Source organism: Amylibacter sp. SFDW26, from assembly GCF_009184395.1.
Lineage (GTDB): Bacteria > Pseudomonadota > Alphaproteobacteria > Rhodobacterales > Rhodobacteraceae > Amylibacter.
This window is the reverse complement of the sequence record NZ_WEIC01000002.1, coordinates 191,601-207,655: the sequence shown is the minus strand read 5'-3', so window position 1 is coordinate 207,655 and position 16,055 is coordinate 191,601. Positions and strand designations below refer to the sequence as shown.

At 43.2% G+C, this 16,055-nt stretch carries 14 protein-coding genes and 1 tRNA gene; 2 read left to right on the top strand and 13 right to left on the bottom strand.

Annotation, left to right across the window (positions count from 1 at the left end):
* Nucleotides 1–7: 7 nt before the first annotated feature.
* A complete protein-coding gene (locus tag F9L33_RS07240) occupies nucleotides 8–679 on the bottom strand; it encodes a hypothetical protein (RefSeq protein WP_193221990.1) in 672 nt (223 codons plus the stop codon).
* Nucleotides 680–813: 134 nt separating this feature from the next.
* Here F9L33_RS07240 and F9L33_RS07235 point away from each other — a divergent pair, with 134 nt between their 5' ends.
* Nucleotides 814–1,503 (top strand): endonuclease/exonuclease/phosphatase family protein, encoded by a 690-nt coding sequence (locus tag F9L33_RS07235; protein ID WP_152142100.1) that lies wholly within the window; start codon nucleotides 814–816, stop codon nucleotides 1,501–1,503.
* A 221-nt stretch (nucleotides 1,504–1,724) separates the two neighbouring features.
* Here the strand turns inward: F9L33_RS07235 and F9L33_RS07230 are convergent, their stop codons facing one another.
* From F9L33_RS07230 to F9L33_RS07180, 11 genes are all read right to left on the bottom strand, one after another.
* Nucleotides 1,725–2,921 carry an efflux RND transporter periplasmic adaptor subunit gene (locus F9L33_RS07230; RefSeq protein WP_152142099.1) on the bottom strand — a complete coding sequence of 399 codons (1,197 nt, stop codon included), beginning with the start codon at nucleotides 2,919–2,921 and terminating at the stop codon, nucleotides 1,725–1,727.
* A gap of 1 nt (nucleotide 2,922) precedes the next feature.
* Entirely contained in the window at nucleotides 2,923–5,286 is a 2,364-nt protein-coding gene (locus tag F9L33_RS07225; protein ID WP_193221989.1) for an ABC transporter permease, read from the bottom strand.
* 2 nt (nucleotides 5,287–5,288) lie between these two features.
* Complete coding sequence (locus F9L33_RS07220) at nucleotides 5,289–5,924, bottom strand: ABC transporter ATP-binding protein (RefSeq protein WP_370452089.1); 636 nt, start codon at nucleotides 5,922–5,924, stop codon at nucleotides 5,289–5,291.
* Nucleotides 5,925–6,054: 130 nt separating this feature from the next.
* Complete coding sequence (locus F9L33_RS07215; RefSeq protein ID WP_152142097.1) at nucleotides 6,055–6,462, bottom strand: hypothetical protein; 408 nt, start codon at nucleotides 6,460–6,462, stop codon at nucleotides 6,055–6,057.
* A gap of 9 nt (nucleotides 6,463–6,471) precedes the next feature.
* The gene (gene arcC / locus F9L33_RS07210; RefSeq protein WP_152142096.1) at nucleotides 6,472–7,380 is read right to left on the bottom strand and encodes a carbamate kinase; all 909 of its coding nucleotides are present in this window, start codon (nucleotides 7,378–7,380) and stop codon (nucleotides 6,472–6,474) included.
* 6 nt (nucleotides 7,381–7,386) lie between these two features.
* On the bottom strand, nucleotides 7,387–8,388 hold the full coding sequence (argF, locus tag F9L33_RS07205) for an ornithine carbamoyltransferase (protein WP_152142095.1): 1,002 nt from the start codon (nucleotides 8,386–8,388) through the stop codon (nucleotides 7,387–7,389).
* A 14-nt stretch (nucleotides 8,389–8,402) separates the two neighbouring features.
* Nucleotides 8,403–9,623, bottom strand: a complete 1,221-nt coding sequence (locus F9L33_RS07200; RefSeq protein WP_152142094.1) for an arginine deiminase — start codon at nucleotides 9,621–9,623, stop codon at nucleotides 8,403–8,405.
* Nucleotides 9,620–11,068, bottom strand: a complete 1,449-nt coding sequence (locus F9L33_RS07195; protein ID WP_152142093.1) for a YfcC family protein — start codon at nucleotides 11,066–11,068, stop codon at nucleotides 9,620–9,622. The genes F9L33_RS07200 and F9L33_RS07195 overlap by 4 nt, the downstream gene beginning before the upstream one ends.
* 419 nt (nucleotides 11,069–11,487) lie before the next feature.
* Complete coding sequence (locus F9L33_RS07190; RefSeq protein WP_152142092.1) at nucleotides 11,488–12,525, bottom strand: macro domain-containing protein; 1,038 nt, start codon at nucleotides 12,523–12,525, stop codon at nucleotides 11,488–11,490.
* On the bottom strand, nucleotides 12,522–13,238 hold the full coding sequence (locus F9L33_RS07185; protein WP_193221988.1) for a DarT ssDNA thymidine ADP-ribosyltransferase family protein: 717 nt from the start codon (nucleotides 13,236–13,238) through the stop codon (nucleotides 12,522–12,524). The genes F9L33_RS07190 and F9L33_RS07185 overlap by 4 nt, the downstream gene beginning before the upstream one ends.
* 263 nt (nucleotides 13,239–13,501) lie before the next feature.
* Nucleotides 13,502–13,578: transfer RNA gene (locus F9L33_RS07180), tRNA-Arg, on the bottom strand.
* A 106-nt stretch (nucleotides 13,579–13,684) separates the two neighbouring features.
* Here F9L33_RS07180 and F9L33_RS07175 point away from each other — a divergent pair.
* Nucleotides 13,685–14,542, top strand: a complete 858-nt coding sequence (locus tag F9L33_RS07175) for a phosphotransferase (protein ID WP_193221987.1) — start codon at nucleotides 13,685–13,687, stop codon at nucleotides 14,540–14,542.
* Here F9L33_RS07175 and ubiB read toward each other — a convergent pair.
* A complete protein-coding gene (ubiB, locus tag F9L33_RS07170; protein WP_152142089.1) occupies nucleotides 14,525–16,054 on the bottom strand; it encodes a 2-polyprenylphenol 6-hydroxylase in 1,530 nt (509 codons plus the stop codon). The two genes, F9L33_RS07175 and ubiB, sit on opposite strands and share 18 nt — an antisense overlap.
* Nucleotide 16,055: the final 1 nt, after the last annotated feature.

Below are 16,055 nucleotides of genomic sequence, written 5' to 3'. Positions count from 1 at the left end.
GATATCGCTAAAGTTTATCTTTTTCATCACGTTTAAGCCGTTTGCGGTCGCGCATTTTTTGTATAAACGTCTTGTTTAACTGAATAAACTCCTCTGTGAGCTGGGAAAAACCACCCAGCTCTCGGCCTTTTAGATAAAAGAAACCACACCACGCAGATAAAGACGCACCAATACAATCGACAATCAAGTCCCACATGGTGTCCTGCAAGCCAGATTTCTGCATGTTAAGACCAAACAGTGTATCCACTGTGAATTCTAATATCTCCCAAGCCACACCAATAGAAACAGCGCAACTGAAACTTATAAACGTAATAGTTAATGCGGGGGCAGCATACCTATCACCCTCGAACAACAGAAAAACAAATAAGAAGCTAAACAACCCAAACCCCATTGCAGATCCGCCATGAAGCAAAACATCCCACCACCAATACTGTTCATAAAAATCGAAAGCTTCACCCAAAAAAATTGTTGCAAAAATAAAGACGACAATCATTGAGACAAAACTGGCTGGTAATTTTATTGGGAACTTATTTTGAAAAATTGTCGGAATAAGCGTCAGTATAAATGTACCAGCAGCAACGGCTGCTAACGACCAATTGAGCGTAAAAGCACCAGCGAAAGAGGCCACGACCAAAACACACCAAACGATATAGGTGGGGATATTTGTCAATGAAAGCACAGACACACCTTTTCAGATTAAATAGAGATTAGAGTGTATTCTAACTTTGATTATTTGGAAAATAATGACGAAGAGCAATTATAAAATAGCAGCTGAATACCTATATTATAAAAAAGGTAGGAATTTAATCGGATATGAAAATCGCAAGTTATAACATTCGCAAGTGCATTGGTCTTGATCGCCAACGTAATCCGCAGCGTGTCCTATCCATAATTGATGATCTTTCGGTTGATGTCATTGCTTTACAAGAAGCTGACAAACGCCTTGGGCAACGCCCCACTTCAATCCCATTTGATGAGATCAGGCGGAAAACAAATATGAAACCCGTTTCAATGGATAAAACAGCGCAAAGCCTGGGCTGGCATGGCAATTCAATTTTAATAAACAAACATGCAAATGCAGAAAATGTTGAAGACATTACCTTGCCTGGGCTGGAACCGCGCGGGGCACTTATGGCTGACGTTCATGTGAAAAATGGCAACCCAATACGTATAGTTGCAATACATTTAGGGCTCTTACGAAAGAGCAGGATCAAACAACTGGATCACTTGCAAAATCTACTCGCAAAGAAAAAGACACTCCCCACAATTATTATGGGTGATTTCAATGAATGGTCTTTGAAAAAGGGTATGGAGCCAATATCAGATAGTTTTTCAATCTTATCTCCTGGTAAAAGCTTTCACTCAGCAATTCCAATGGCTCAACTTGATAGATTTGCATATTCGAATGACCTTACAGTTAATGACGCAGGTGTATACGAGAAAAAAGTAGCAAAAATTGCATCGGATCATTTACCTGTTTGGGCTGACATATCTATCCATTAAGAGTTGGTAAATTAAAGTTCTTCGCCTGTTTCTTTATGAAATGGGCCATTACACATCTCGCATATGATAGGCTCTGTTGGGTCGCTTTTTGTGTCACAACTTATCAATATTGTGCCAATACATATAAGACTTATAAAACATCTGATCATGACCGCTCCTAATATTATGATACGATCATTAACGAATTATTCACGCATCACATTGATCTGGATCATGACCATTTATCTAATCGATATAAGTCGTCCATCTTCTAATAAATCACTTGGGTAAAGGACCACTTCTTGCCCAGAGGCAAGACCTTCATAAACCTCTGCCATTTGATTATTAATGTGACCTAATTTAAGTGTTTGCAACCTTGCTACACCATCATCAACAGTAAAAACGGCCCAATCCCCATTAGAGCGAAATAAGGCCCCTACAGGAACCTGTAATGCGCTTTCTGTTGACCACACTTCTAACTTAGCCAAAACGCGGTACCCGTGGCCGATTGATTTAGGTACAGTTTTAAGATCAAGGATAACATCAACACGTTGTTCTTCTATCCCAAGGGAGGAAACTTTAGTGAAGGCGGCGGGATTAATCCTGCGAATGCGCGCTTCTAAAACATTATCACCTCCCCAATCGCTAATCTCAACCTTCGAACCCATTTTCAATCTCGGTGTATCACTCGAAAGTAAATCAACTGCGATCTCAATATTTTGAGGATCACCCACTTCGGTGATGGACGTGCCTGGTGTCACGGCTTGTTCACTGCGTGCCAGTACTTTTAATACAACGCCATCAATTGGCGATATGAGATGCACGCAACATCCTTTATCTCTTGGAACCATCGATACACTATTAGGTTGCTGCAAACGAATTTCTGCACTGATGATTTCTGCTTGTCGCAACCGAATAACAGCATCTCTGCTTTCGACCTGTGCTTGTTGCAATTTTAATTCGCTATATGCGCGCTCAAGCTTACTTTCAGACACAACATTAGTTTTTGAAAGCTCCAAAGTTCGACGGTAATCAGACTCTGCTTGTTCAAGTGCTGTTTGAGCTTGAGCACGTTCAACTTTCGCTAAAGTAAACGCTGATTTTGCGGCTTCTAACGCAGCTTCTAATTCGGCTTCAGTACGTTTATCCAGAAACGGTGGGTCAAGTGGGTGGATTGATGCAATAATCGTTTCATTTGCAATAACTGGTTCCCCTTCTTCCAATTTAGTTCTATCCAAATGCCCCGATATAGGTGAGGAAACAATGTATGTATCGCGCACACGTGCGACCCCTTCCTCATCAATTGTCACTTGCATTGGCCCAATTTCGACTTTTGCAATATCAACCAAGATCGGCTTCTCACGGAATGCCAAATAAAAGCCCGCAGCAATAACAGCTACAATCAGAATTACGCCAATGCGTTTTGCCCAAATATCCATATCACTCCCTCGTTTTTAAAACGCTGATTAAGTCCAAATGGTCGATACGACGCCGGACGATTAAGGCTGAAACCAGCGCAGCAGTCAGCACGACAACGCTAGCCCATGCAAAAGTATTTGCATTTACAACAAGAGGAATACGGAAAAGATCGGTTTCAAACCCTTTCACCACTGACCACGATAATGCGTAGCCAAGTAACCACCCAAGAGGTTGCGCAAGCAAAACTATAATGGCGAGTTCTACCATCAAAACACTTGATACTTCTGCCCGCGTAAATCCAAAAACTCTCAAGCTCGCTAATTCTCTTGCGCGTTCAGACAACTGAATTCTGGCAGAATTATAAATCACTCCAAATGTAATAATAACGGCAAGTACAATATAAACGGATGTCATCGTTGTGATGTTTTGCTCAATGGTTTCACGGAACTTATCCCTTGAAATATCTTGCAAAGCTGTTGATGCAATCACGGGTGTTTCTTTCACCGCTTCATAAAACTCATCAAGCTTTGCCTCGTCAATTTTTATGCGCGCGCCAGATACCCTTTGACCATCACGCATCACACGATTGAGTGCTTCAAACGACATATAAGCCGTTAACCCAACATAGCTTTGGGCTATTCCCGAAATAGGCAGGCTTGCAATACGGTTGCTTTTCTTGGTCAGAACCACATCAACCAAATCGCCAAGATTTAAATGCAATTTATCAGCCACACGTTCTGATATAACCAGTCCGTTTTTTGGCGGCTCCATTGGTGCTGAATCGATATCCAGTATTTGCGATAAGTCCGTTTCATGCGACAGGGCAAGTAGTGACATTTGCATCGTGCGGTGCCCATTTTTAAGTTTAACTGGAGTAGCTCGAAAGGGTTCGACCCTAACCACCCCAGGTAATTTATTGACCAGCCATAAAACGTCCTGCCCACGGTCATCAGAAAACGTAAGCGTTACATCCTGACGGTCCGTTTGAAAGAATATAACATCAATCATATCTTCAATTGAATCATACGAAAACAAAGACGTGACCAGCAATGCTACCGACAATGCTGTGCCAAAAGTTGTCATCAGAAAACGTACGGGCCATCTTATAATATGTCGAAACGCCATTGTTGTCAGTTGCGAAAAGATGCGCGTGAAATTCATCCGCCCTACAAAGAGGCTTTTATAACGTGTCGGTGCCTGAGGTCGCATCGCAACCGCAGGCGGAAGGATAACAACGGACCAAATTGATTTCACAGCTCCTGAGAGTGCTGCGGTTAAAGTAATCCCAGCAGACAAAACATATAGATCATAACTTTGTTCGAAAAGTAAAAATGGATACGAGTAAAAGCTTGCATAAAGTCGGGTTAAACCCATACCAAGCCATAAACCGGCACCAGACCCAATAAGGATACCTATTATGGCAATCACTATAACCAGCTTTGCATAATGCCCACCAATGGCAATATTGCCATACCCAAGGGCCTTGAATAAACCCACATGTTCTCTTTCAAGAGCAATCAATCGTGATAAAATCATGTTAACTAAGAATGCGGAGACAAATAAAAATATAGGTGGGATAATTTTTGCCATAGCACGAAGCTGATCTAACTCTGCGTCTAGGAAAGCATTCGAGGCTTGATCTTCTCTATCATACGCACCGACTCCACCATATGGTTCCAACAACGCGTCAATATCTTTGATGACACTTTCTAACTCTGTGTTGCGCATTGTTGTAATGCTCAAATCATTGAAACTCCCTTCCATATCAAAGAGCCCCCTCAAGACTTCTTCAGATATGTAAAAAACTCCAAATATTTTGGGATTAGGTACCATTTCCCCTGGCCCAAGCGAATAAATATACTCTGGCGACAAAACGATACCAACGATGTTTAACGTTAGTTTTTTTCCGTTAATTATTGTGCCAAATTGATCGCCTGGAACAAAACCATGTGCCTTTGCAAATGATTCAACAACAGCAACTTCAACCCCACGCCCTGGTTCGGGTAATCTACCTTGTCGTACATAAAGCTGGTTCACCTTAGTCATGCGATGATCTGGTATTGAAACCGCAATACCAGACCCTGGTTCTTTCATTCCAATCACATCCAAAAGAACAGGTTTAACGATCCTAAGCTCTGCTCCAGATACTCCCGAAATAGCTTCGATCCTTGACTTCAAATGATTTGGTGCCCGGACAGCCGAGGCAAAGACAGACCCAAACTTATACCGATCATAAAAAGCGTCACGTGTTTCATCCAAAGACCGATAAGCCCCGACAGCCATAATGATTGTTGCTGCACCACATGCCATAACCAATGCAACGGCCAGAACTTGCGCCCATAAACGCCAGATATCACGAATTATTTTTCTATCAAGAACGCGCATGGCTACCAAACCACTTCTGCAGGCTTAATCCGCGATTTGTTTTCGTGACAGTTTGAAAGCTTGCCATCCAAAAAAGAAATGACTCTATGGGCAATTTTCTGAATGCCCGCATTATGCGTAATGATTGCGGTTGTTGTACCCAGCTCTTCATTCACTTTTGTCAATGCATCAAGAACGATAATGCCTGTCTTGGAATCTAGCGCTCCCGTTGGCTCATCACAAAGTAAAACCTCTGGCCGCTTGGCAATCGCACGCGCAATAGCAACACGTTGTTGCTCGCCTCCTGAAAGTTGTGCAGGGAAATGTGTCATCCTGTTTTCAAGGCCAACCATTGCCAGCGCATCACCAGCCTTCATTGGGTTTTTCGAAACCTCTGTAACCAATGCAACATTTTCCCATGCTGTCAGGCTGGGAATAAGATTATAAAACTGAAAGACAAACCCTACATGATCACGTCGATATCGTGTTAACTGTCTTTCATTAAAGGATGTAAGTTCCATATCCTTAAAAAATACAGTTCCACTGCTTGCCTGATCCAACCCTCCAACAATATTTAAAAAGGTTGACTTCCCACTACCAGACGGTCCCAAAAGAACCGTCATTTCCCCTTCTATCATGTCTAGAGACACATCATTCATTGCCCGTACTTCTACTTCTCCAGTTCGATAAATCTTGGAGAGATGGGATATCTTGAAAATTTCCCTAGGCTTATTTTTAGAAACAGGCATATGACCTGCGTAAATTATATTCAGAAGTAACGCTTTGACCTTAATCAAACGTCTTTCTTTTGTAGCTTTGTAATAAAGGAAAAAATGCTGCTGTAATTTGAGCAAGAAGACCTAAAATACTTTTCGTATCGCGATATAAAGCAGTAGACATATCTGATGTTAAATAGGTCATATATATCGACAGACTTAATTCTCCGACAATCAAAAGTGCCAATGCAACACCACCCATTATCAATCTTGCGATTATCGTTGGTTCTACTTCGAGTTTTTCGATGACATAAGATGACACGAACCACGCAATAAAAAGCATGACAGGGATTTCCCAAAGGACTGAAGCAATTTCCCCTATCCATGGAACCAGCAATACATTGCGACCAATTCCCAAAATAGATCCTGCAATGAAAATAACTAGAAAGTAAAACAAGCCAGCCTTTAATGCTGTAAACATTATCATCCCCTATTGTTTGACAATAGTACCTTTTGTTCCGTTCAAAATTTCTGATGCATCGGATAGTGCACCAATTCCAGCCACACCTCCTGTTTTTTCAACAAAGCGAATAGCTGCCTCAACTTTAGGTGCCATAGAGCCTTCTGCAAAAGTCATTTGCTTTAAATCAGAGCTCGTGATGTGGTGAATAGGCTTTGCATTATCACTGCCCCATTCGGAATATACGGCATCCACATCTGTAAGCATAAGCAACGCATCTGCTTTCAGACCTTCGGCAAGCAAGCAGCTTGCACGATCCTTATCGATGACTGCTTCTACACCAAAAAAACTGTCATCACGCCGCCTTACAACGGGTATACCCCCACCTCCTGCACAAATAACAACAACATCAAGATTAACAAGCTTTTGGATAACACCCATTTCAAGAATACGAATAGGTTTAGGTGATGCAATGACACGGCGCCATGCCTCACCGTCTTGAGCTATATGCCATCCGCGTTGATGCTTTAGACGCTTTGCTTCTTCTTCGGTGTAAATTGGGCCAATTGGTTTTGTTGGCTTAAAAAACGCAGTATCAGATGGCTTTACTTCAATTTGTGTAAGCAAGGTTGCAATTTCAATCTTTTCACCTAACAGGTTGTCCAATTCTTGTTGCAAAACATATCCGATCATTCCATCGGTTTCAGCCCCTAATACATCCAAAGGAAAGGCCGTTGGGTCACTTTGCCGTTCCATTTGCAAAGCCAAAAGACCAATTTGTGGGCCATTGCCATGGGTTATGACAACTTGATGGCCATCTCTGATGATTTTAACGATAGACTTTGCTGCTGCACGAATATTCACGCGTTGATTTTTCGCAGTCATCCTCTCGCCGCGCCGTAATAAAGCATTACCACCAAGTGCAATTATAACTCGCATGATATCCTATCCTCCTAATGTGGCCACAAGAACGGCTTTAATTGTGTGCATCCGGTTTTCTGCTTGATCAAAAACGATTGATGCAGGGCTTTCAAACACATCCTCGGTTACTTCAAGTGCCTCTAATCCGTGCTTTGTCTTTATAAGTTGACCAATCTCCGTATCGGAGTTGTGGCATGCAGGTAAGCAATGCATGAATTTAACATGAGGATTACCAGCCATTTTCATTACTTTTTCTGTCACTTGATATGGCTTCATCTGCGCAATACGGTCGGCCCAAACACCTTCTGGCTCTCCCATAGAAACCCAGACATCCGTATATATAAAATCGCATCCTTTTATCCCTCTTTCCAAATCATCAGTTATGGTAATTCGAGCACCAGTCTTTGCTGCATCGAGCTTTGCATCTGATATGATTTGAGCATCTGGCCAAGATGACTTTGGACCACAAAGCCTGACGCTCATCCCAAGTTTCGCAGCGCCTATTAAAAGAGATACGCCCATATTGTTCCCGACATCTCCAAGGAAACAAAAAGCAATTTCACGCAAAGATTTATCGCTATGTTCACGCATAGTCAGCAAATCCGCTAAAATTTGTGTTGGGTGAAATGTATCGGTCAAACCATTATACACTGGTACACCCGACCATTGCGCCAATTCTTCAACAATGGATTGTCCAAACCCGCGATATTCAATTGCATCGTACACACGCCCTAAAACGCGCGCGGTATCTTTTACGGTTTCCTTTTTCCCTAAATGTGATCCAGATGGGCCTAAATATGTTACATGTGCACCTTGATCATGCGCCGCAACTTCAAACCCTACGCGTGTACGCGTTGAATCTTTTTCAAAGATTAGTGCAATCTCTTTCCCATTTAAAAGTGGCTGTTCAGTACCCGCATATTTTGCGGACTTTAAATCAGCTGAGAGCTTTAACAGAAATACAATCTCATCACCCGTAAAATCCCGTAGTGTCAGAAAGCTTCTGTTTCTAAGATTTAATGACATAATATATTCCTTTATCAATCAACAGGGTCACGTTGGATGGGGCAAGTCATACAATGTCCTCCGCCTCGCCCACGTCCCAGCTCGGAACCACGTACGGTGATCACTTCTATTCCAGCATCACGTAAAAGATTATTGGTGTATGTGTTGCGTTCATATCCGACCACCACACCTGGCTCTAAGGCGACAACATTATTCCCATCATCCCATTGTTCACGTGCTTGTTCATATGTATCGCCGCCCGTTGGAATAATGCGCAGCTTCCGAATACCTAATGCCTCTGAAACAACATCATAAAAAAGGCGATCTTCTAAGCGAATATCTAACTGACCTTCGCGCTTATCTGGTCGAATAGAAAAGCAAGTCAATGCCTGCGCAACATCTGTAAAACTTGTGGCAATATCACGGTCACACAATGTGAAAACCGTATCTAAATGCATCGCTGATCTGGATTTTGGAAGAACACATCCAATAACATGTTCGGCTGCACCGGCCGTAAAAAGAGCATTACTCACTTGGCTTACGGCTTGCGGCGTCGTGCGTTCCCCCATTCCCATCAATACTACGCCATTACCGATAGGCATGACATCACCACCTTCAAGATATGCGGATTTATGGTTTTGATCATAACCGCCCCACCAAACGGGTATTTTGCGAAACATTGGATGAAAATGATAAATAGCAGCCATTAATAGCATCTCTTGTTGGCGTGCAGGCCAGCGCATCGGATTCAATGTTACACCGCCATATATCCAGCATGATGTGTCTCGGGTGAACATCATATTTGGGAGCGGTGGCAATATGAAACCTTCAGGCCCGAGTACAGAGGCAACCATGCCACTCGGTGTAAATGGGATGTCATGAATTGCTATTCCTCCAATCAGGAAATTAGCCAATTCTTCAGCGGGCATCGCCTCGCACCAACCTAAAAACTCATCGAGCATTCCCACACCAACATCGTCAACAGTAATACATCTGTTCAAAATCCAGTTGCGGGATCTTTTTTGTTTCAAGATTGTGGTTAATAAATCGCGTACTTCTAAGGTCTCAACGCCACGTTCTTCCATCTTTTGACAAAAATCAGCGTGATCTCTTCGCGCTTGCTCCACCCAAAATACATCATCAAAAAGTAAGGAATTGCAGTTCTCTGGCGTCAAACGTTCGTGTGCAAGCCCCGGCCTAGAGACAATAACTTTATGCAGCTTTCCAATTTCTGAATAAACACCCAAGTCACTCATAACACCACTCCGATACTTAAACAGACCATAATGAACACAGTTAAGATCAGTAAAAGTGGTGCGATAAATTTCAGCCATCGGTTATAAGGAACCCGCCCAATGGCTAGCCCACCTACAACAACAGCAGATGTCGGTGTAATCAAGTTCACAATACCAGAAGCAGATTGATAGGCTGTTACGGCCAAGTCCCGTTCAACACCTGCAAAATCAGAAAGCGGGGCTAAAATAGGCATTGTTAGAACGGCTAACCCTGATGTTGATGGCACAAGGAAGCTCATCAAAACCTCTATCCAATACATCGCATTGATGAAGACGATATCCGAATACCCAGAAATAGCTTCTTCAGATGTGAATAAAATAGTATCTGTAATTTTACCTGCATCCATGACAACAACGATGCCACGCGCTAGCCCGATAATAAGGGCAACACCCAGTAAGTCGCGCGCACCATTCACAAAGGCTTCGACAAAAGGTTTTTCTCCGATCCACCCTGCAATCCCAACAACCAGAGATGCCGCTAAGAACAAGGCTGACATTTCAGCCATCCACCACCCTTGCAATGCAACCCCCCAAACCATGACCGCAAATGTTGCTACAAACAGAAAAAGTACTAAAGTTTGGCGTTTGGACAATGCTTCCGTAACTTGAGCTCCCGCTCCAAGGAAATGTGTAATATTATCCTCTTGTCGGTCGGCAACGATAGATCTACTTGGGTCGTCCTTAACACGTTCTGCATATCGCATGACAAATGCCGTACAAATCACCCAACCTAATATTAGAATAGCCAGCCGAAGCGGCATACCATCAGTGAACGGAATACCTGCAGCATTAGATGCAATTGTTGTTGCAAACGGGTTTATCGTTGACCCTAAAACACCAATCCCCGCACCAATCAAAATGACAGCAACCCCCGTCACAGCATCATACCCAGCAGCAATCATCACTGGGATCAATATCGCATAGAATGCTAAAGTTTCTTCTGCCATCCCATATGTCGTGCCGCCTAATGCAAAAAGCGCCATCAAAATAGGGATCATCCACTTTTCACGCCCTTTCATGCGGGTCATAGCCGATGTAATACCAGTATTAATTGCGCCAGTTTGATTGACGACCCCCAGAAAACCACCAATCACTAAGACAAAAAGAGACACATCTATAGCATTCGCGATATATTCAGACGGGTCATAAAACCCAGCTATAGGGGCTAAAAACACATCAATGATACTCTGCGGAGTGCTTTCAACAACTTGATAGGTGCCAGGGATTGGAACATCTTTACCCAAAGCTTGGTTTGAAACACGGTCATACTGACCCGCAGGAATAATCCATGTGAGAGCGGACATAACTAAAATCAAAACGAATAATATGGAAAAAGCAGACGGAAATCGGTCTTTTAAATCCGCGCGTGATGATGAGGTTTCTTGTTGAATGTGAGCATCAGGCATAACATCTCCTTCGAGTTTCTAAATGATTAGTCACCGAATTGAAGGCCAAGTATGTCAGTAAAGTATTTGTACTTTTTGATCGAAATCAAAAATAAACAGGATAGTTCAAGTGCCCCATCTTTTTCTGAAAACTAATTGAATGAAGCGTGAACTAACTGTACGGGAATTGTACGGATTGTATGCGTTATTGCTCATTTTTCTGCGTAAATTCCCGTTAGTTATAGAATTAAAATTTTAATTAAAATAACGTAAGGTATTTGTTTTAAAAGGTTTTTTGTGGTGACTCTGGCGGGATTCGAACCTGCAACCTGCCCCTTAGCGAAGGGCTGCTCAGATTCTGAATTTCTATTATTTAACAGTGTCTTAGCTGATTTTTAAGAGCGCTGACGGTACTGGTTTGGTACGAAGTAATTTAAGCCTTAATGTAGCAAGCCATCATTTTGTAAACGGCTATAAGCTACTCTGATAGCCTCTTCCTCGAAAGAGTTACGCTTTCGCTCACTCCAGCTTTGCATTGCTTCGACTACTTTCTCTACAGGGTGATATCCCTCGTGATGCGCCAGCCAATGAACTGATGAAAGAAGTTCAAGCCCGTATGGGCTTTCGTAACCTTGAATTAACTTATCTAAACGATCGATGATTTCTCCATTACTGGAGCGAGTAGTAGTTAAATACTCGTCGGCAACTGCGTAACCACTAGGTGTTACGTGTGATAAGCGATCACCATCCGTAAACCCACTAATCATCCCATTACTTTCCAGAGTTAAGTAAGCTTTTTTGAGTGTTTCTGAATATGGACCATGTAGGTTACGTGAAAATTTCAGGTTAAAGTTTACACCTAAAACTTGAAGAAAGTAGGCAATTTTTTGGAGGGAAATTCGATCAAAGACACCATCGAAGTATCCCTCTAAGTCACCAAGGGTTTTTAATAGAGCCGCACGCTCAAACGTCATCGGAAAATCTGAATGGATATGTTCAGGGTCATCAACTGAGTTTTTGGGTGGGAATATAATTATATCAACATCATCTAGTTTCCCGAGTTTAGATACAATCAGCGGCTTTACGTCAGCCCATTCTAGACCACCATTACCGCATCCAAGTGGTGGAATCGCTATTGATTTAATTCCGTACTCACGAATAGCTTTAACTAAAGCATCGAGGCCATCTTCTACATAGGAGTATTTAGATTTTGCTCTCCAGTGAGCTTTTGTTGGAAAGTTGATAAGATATCTAGGACCATCCTGAGGAAATAGTTCATGAGTATCAAATACGAATAAAGTTCCAGGAGATAGCTCTTTTGCATCACAGATTTTTTTATAAGCTTTAAAGTTTGCAGGCCATCTTTTTTTAAACTCAAGAGCAATACCTTTGCCCATGACGCCAACGCAGTTGACTGTATTCACAGTCGCCTGAACGGGTTCCTCGAACATGTCTCCTTGTTTAAATATGATTGTCATCTTACAAAGCACTCTGGTTTTGAGTATACTGAGATATCCCAGTCTGAAGCATCCATCGCTGACTGCACTTGTTCCTTTTTGCCACTAGAAGGTGTCACAATGCAAGAAGCAAGTTCAACGGGCACGGATGTTCTAACTAGAAATTCAGCCATTCGGCGTTGCTTTCGAAGTTGGTAGCGTGGCGGCGTATCTTTGAAACCAAAAAATTTACATACTCCTTCATAACCTATTTCGTCTATCTTCGCTGTCATTGGATATTCATCGAAAAGATCCCAATGGATATGATCTTCAATGCTGTTAGTATCTTGAATTACTGAAGGAAGTGGAGCGTTAGAAGTGAGTGAGCAATCACTAAAACAACACTGTAATCCAGCACTGGTTAATAGAGGTACAGAGTAAACAAAAAACGCTCTATCTTCAAAATTTGATCTCCCTAAAGGTTCAGCGTTTGGAGATATGACTTCAACACCACCTCTATTGATTGAACATGAAAAAGATGTGAACGGAGAAAAATAAAAGGCTACATAATCATTAACTACTCCCCCGCATGGCATTCTGAACATATTAGTACCACGCCTATCAACAAGATTAGGGTAACTGGTTTGATAACATTTTTGGGGTGTATGGTGGTTGTGTGCACGCAACTCTCCGTTTTCCAAAAAAAGCGGAATATCACGATAATCAACCTGACGGAATACAAAACGGTTTGGCACAATAACTCCCTCAAGAAAACTCACTATAGATAAATACTGCTTGTATGCAATGTTCAACCTAAGAACGTATTTGTAGAGCCAAAACCACTAATGGCTTATTACCGTAAGTTTTAGGTAATTAGAGAACAAAAAGTGCCCAACTGGTACGGGAATGGTACGGATTGTTTGCGTAATTCTGCGTTTGTTCTCGTTTATTTTCGTAAATTGTGAAGCTTTCAGTTTTGCTTAAATCGGCTAAACCCTTTGTTTTAAAAGGTTTTTAATGGTGACCCTGACTGGATTCGAACCAGTAACCTGCCCCTTAGGAGGGGGCTGCTCTATCCAGTTGAGCCACAGAGCCACGAATGTGTTTAAAGCTATAAGTTACCTTGAGATCAACCACCTTTTGCATGCTTGATTGCATTTCACCCTGCCTCTAGAAGACCATGAGAGAAGGGGGCATTGATTTGCGTGATATTGAGGGTCAAGTTTGGCAGCTTTTGGTGGATGAGGGGATTATCCAGACAGGAGATGTTTTTGTGCCCTTGGCTGGAGGGAGGACCAATCGTGTTTGGAAAATCTCTGGAACGTGTGATCTGGTATGTAAATTATATAGCGAAAGCACACAAAACCCCCTATATGAAAATGCTCCGCAATCTGAGTATGAGTGTTTGAAACAACTCTCTGGTAAAGGCGTGGCACCCGAAGCGGTTTGTTTTATGCAAACGGCATTCGGTGATGTGCTGGTGTATGATTACTTGCACGGCACTGACTGGAATAATGATGTGGTGTCTGTTGCAAAGCTGTTGGCGCGCATTCATTCAGAACCTGTACCTCAAGGTTTGCGGAGTTTGGCTGTTGGTTCTGATGCTGTGGTGATGCAGACTTTGGATATCTTAAAAGAGGTTAAGCCAGAAGATGTCGATGTTATCGAAGCATTGAAACCTGTAGGACGTGTTGCTGGATGTGAGGTATTGAGTTTCGTTCACACGGATGTGGTTGCAGGAAACTTGATACAGACCACAGACGGTGTTCGGTTGATTGATTGGCAATGTCCAGGAGCGGGTGATCCTGTAGAGGATTTAGCGATGTTTTTATCCCCTGCGATGCAACATGTTTATCGTGGGTCTGTTTTAACAGATGAAGAATGCGCAACGTTTGTTGCGGCCTATCCTGAAAAAGATGTCCGCGATCGTTATAAGCATATGGCGCCGTTTTACCATTGGCGTATGGCGGCCTATTGTTCGTGGAAAGAAGCACGTGGTTTGAAAGAGTATGGCGAAGCTAAGCTGCTAGAAATCGCAGCTTTAGAGCAGGTGCGCTAAGCCAAACCCGATTGCTGCAAAAGCTGTAGCTGCGATTGTGTAGCCTGCGAATTTTTTGCGTGTTAGTTTTGGTTTCACAACGGGATCTTTACTGCCTTGGGTCAGGAAGCTTTCCAGCATTTCTGGAAGTTTGGGACCATACCGTGATAGCACCATTGCCGTTTTCACAAGGTCTTTGACCATAGCGCGTGGGCCGAGGTGGGTTTTGATGTAATCTTCGACTTCTGGTTTTGCAACAGTCCACAGGTTTAGGCTTGGGTCCAGTGATCGTGCAACGCCTTCGACCACAACCATTGTGCGCTGCAATAGGATCAGCTCGGTACGGGTTTCCATGCCGAAACGTTCTGTTACATCGAACAAATGTGCCAACAGGCGCGCCATAGAGATTTGATCTGCGCCTTGGCCAAAGATTGGTTCGCCAACAGAGCGTAAGGCTTGGGCGAATGCATCAACATCCTGATCAGCGGGGACATAACCCGCTTCAAAATGAACTTCGGCGATGCGGCGGTAATCTTTGCGGATGAAGCCCATCAAGATTTCAGCGTAAACACGGCGGGTGTATTCATCGATGCGCCCCATGATGCCGAAGTCCAATGCAACGAGATCGCCGTTTGATGCGAGCTTTAAATTGCCTTGGTGCATGTCGCCGTGAAAGAAACCATCACGCAATGCGTGGCGTAGGAACATTTGAATAATGCGTGCGCCAAGCGCGCGCAGATCATAGCCGCTGGCTTGTAATCTATCAAAATCGCCCAATGGAATACCTTCGGCCCATTCTAGGGTCATCACGCGACGTGCGGAATGTTCCCAGATCAGTTTGGGTACTTCGAAGCTTGCATCATCTTCTGTGTTTGATGCGAATTCAGCGGCTGCTGATGCTTCCATACGCAAATCCAATTCACCCTGAACAACGCTGTCAAAATGTTCGATGACGGCGGTTGGGCGCAGGCGGCGCGATGCAGGTGATAGAAATTCTATTGTGCTCGCAGCAAAATAAAATGCATCGATGTCTTTTTGAAATGCGCGTTCGATATTTGGGCGCAATACTTTGACGGCGACTTCTTGGTCTGTTTCTTTTAGACGGGCGCGATGTACTTGGGCGATGGATGCAGCGGCAACGGGTTCGCTGAATTCAGAGAAGAGATCATCAGTTGGCTGTCCGAGTTCGCGCAAAATTTCAGCTTTGGCCTCATCCGTTGAAAAGGCTGGTAAGCTGTCTTGGAGAACGCGTAATTCCATTGCCATTTGTGGGCCAACAACGTCTGGGCGCGTAGACATGATTTGCCCGAATTTGATGTAAGCAGGACCAAGGGCTGTAACAGCGCGTAAAACGGGTGGCTGGGACGTATCCCCTTTTAGGCCAAGCCATTTGAATGGCCATCCTAATACGCGTGCAGCAATTTTAATGCTGGGTGGAACGTCCAACATTTCCAATGCAATTTTCATCGCACCTGTGCGTTCAAATGTTGCGCCTGTTCGGATCAAACGCCAGATATTATGTGGGCCGCGCATA

Coding starts and splice junctions, on each gene's coding strand:
- F9L33_RS07235 (WP_152142100.1), top strand. CDS start 814: ATGAAAATCGCAAGTTATAACATTCGCAAGTGCATTGGTCTTGATCGC.
- F9L33_RS07230 (WP_152142099.1), bottom strand. CDS start 2,921: ATGGATATTTGGGCAAAACGCATTGGCGTAATTCTGATTGTAGCTGTT.
- F9L33_RS07225 (WP_193221989.1), bottom strand. CDS start 5,286: ATGCGCGTTCTTGATAGAAAAATAATTCGTGATATCTGGCGTTTATGG.
- F9L33_RS07220 (WP_370452089.1), bottom strand. CDS start 5,924: ATGAATGATGTGTCTCTAGACATGATAGAAGGGGAAATGACGGTTCTT.
- F9L33_RS07215 (WP_152142097.1), bottom strand. CDS start 6,462: ATGTTTACAGCATTAAAGGCTGGCTTGTTTTACTTTCTAGTTATTTTC.
- arcC (WP_152142096.1), bottom strand. CDS start 7,380: ATGCGAGTTATAATTGCACTTGGTGGTAATGCTTTATTACGGCGCGGC.
- argF (WP_152142095.1), bottom strand. CDS start 8,388: ATGTCATTAAATCTTAGAAACAGAAGCTTTCTGACACTACGGGATTTT.
- F9L33_RS07200 (WP_152142094.1), bottom strand. CDS start 9,623: ATGAGTGACTTGGGTGTTTATTCAGAAATTGGAAAGCTGCATAAAGTT.
- F9L33_RS07195 (WP_152142093.1), bottom strand. CDS start 11,068: ATGCCTGATGCTCACATTCAACAAGAAACCTCATCATCACGCGCGGAT.
- F9L33_RS07190 (WP_152142092.1), bottom strand. CDS start 12,525: ATGACAATCATATTTAAACAAGGAGACATGTTCGAGGAACCCGTTCAG.
- ubiB (WP_152142089.1), bottom strand. CDS start 16,054: ATGCGCGGCCCACATAATATCTGGCGTTTGATCCGAACAGGCGCAACA.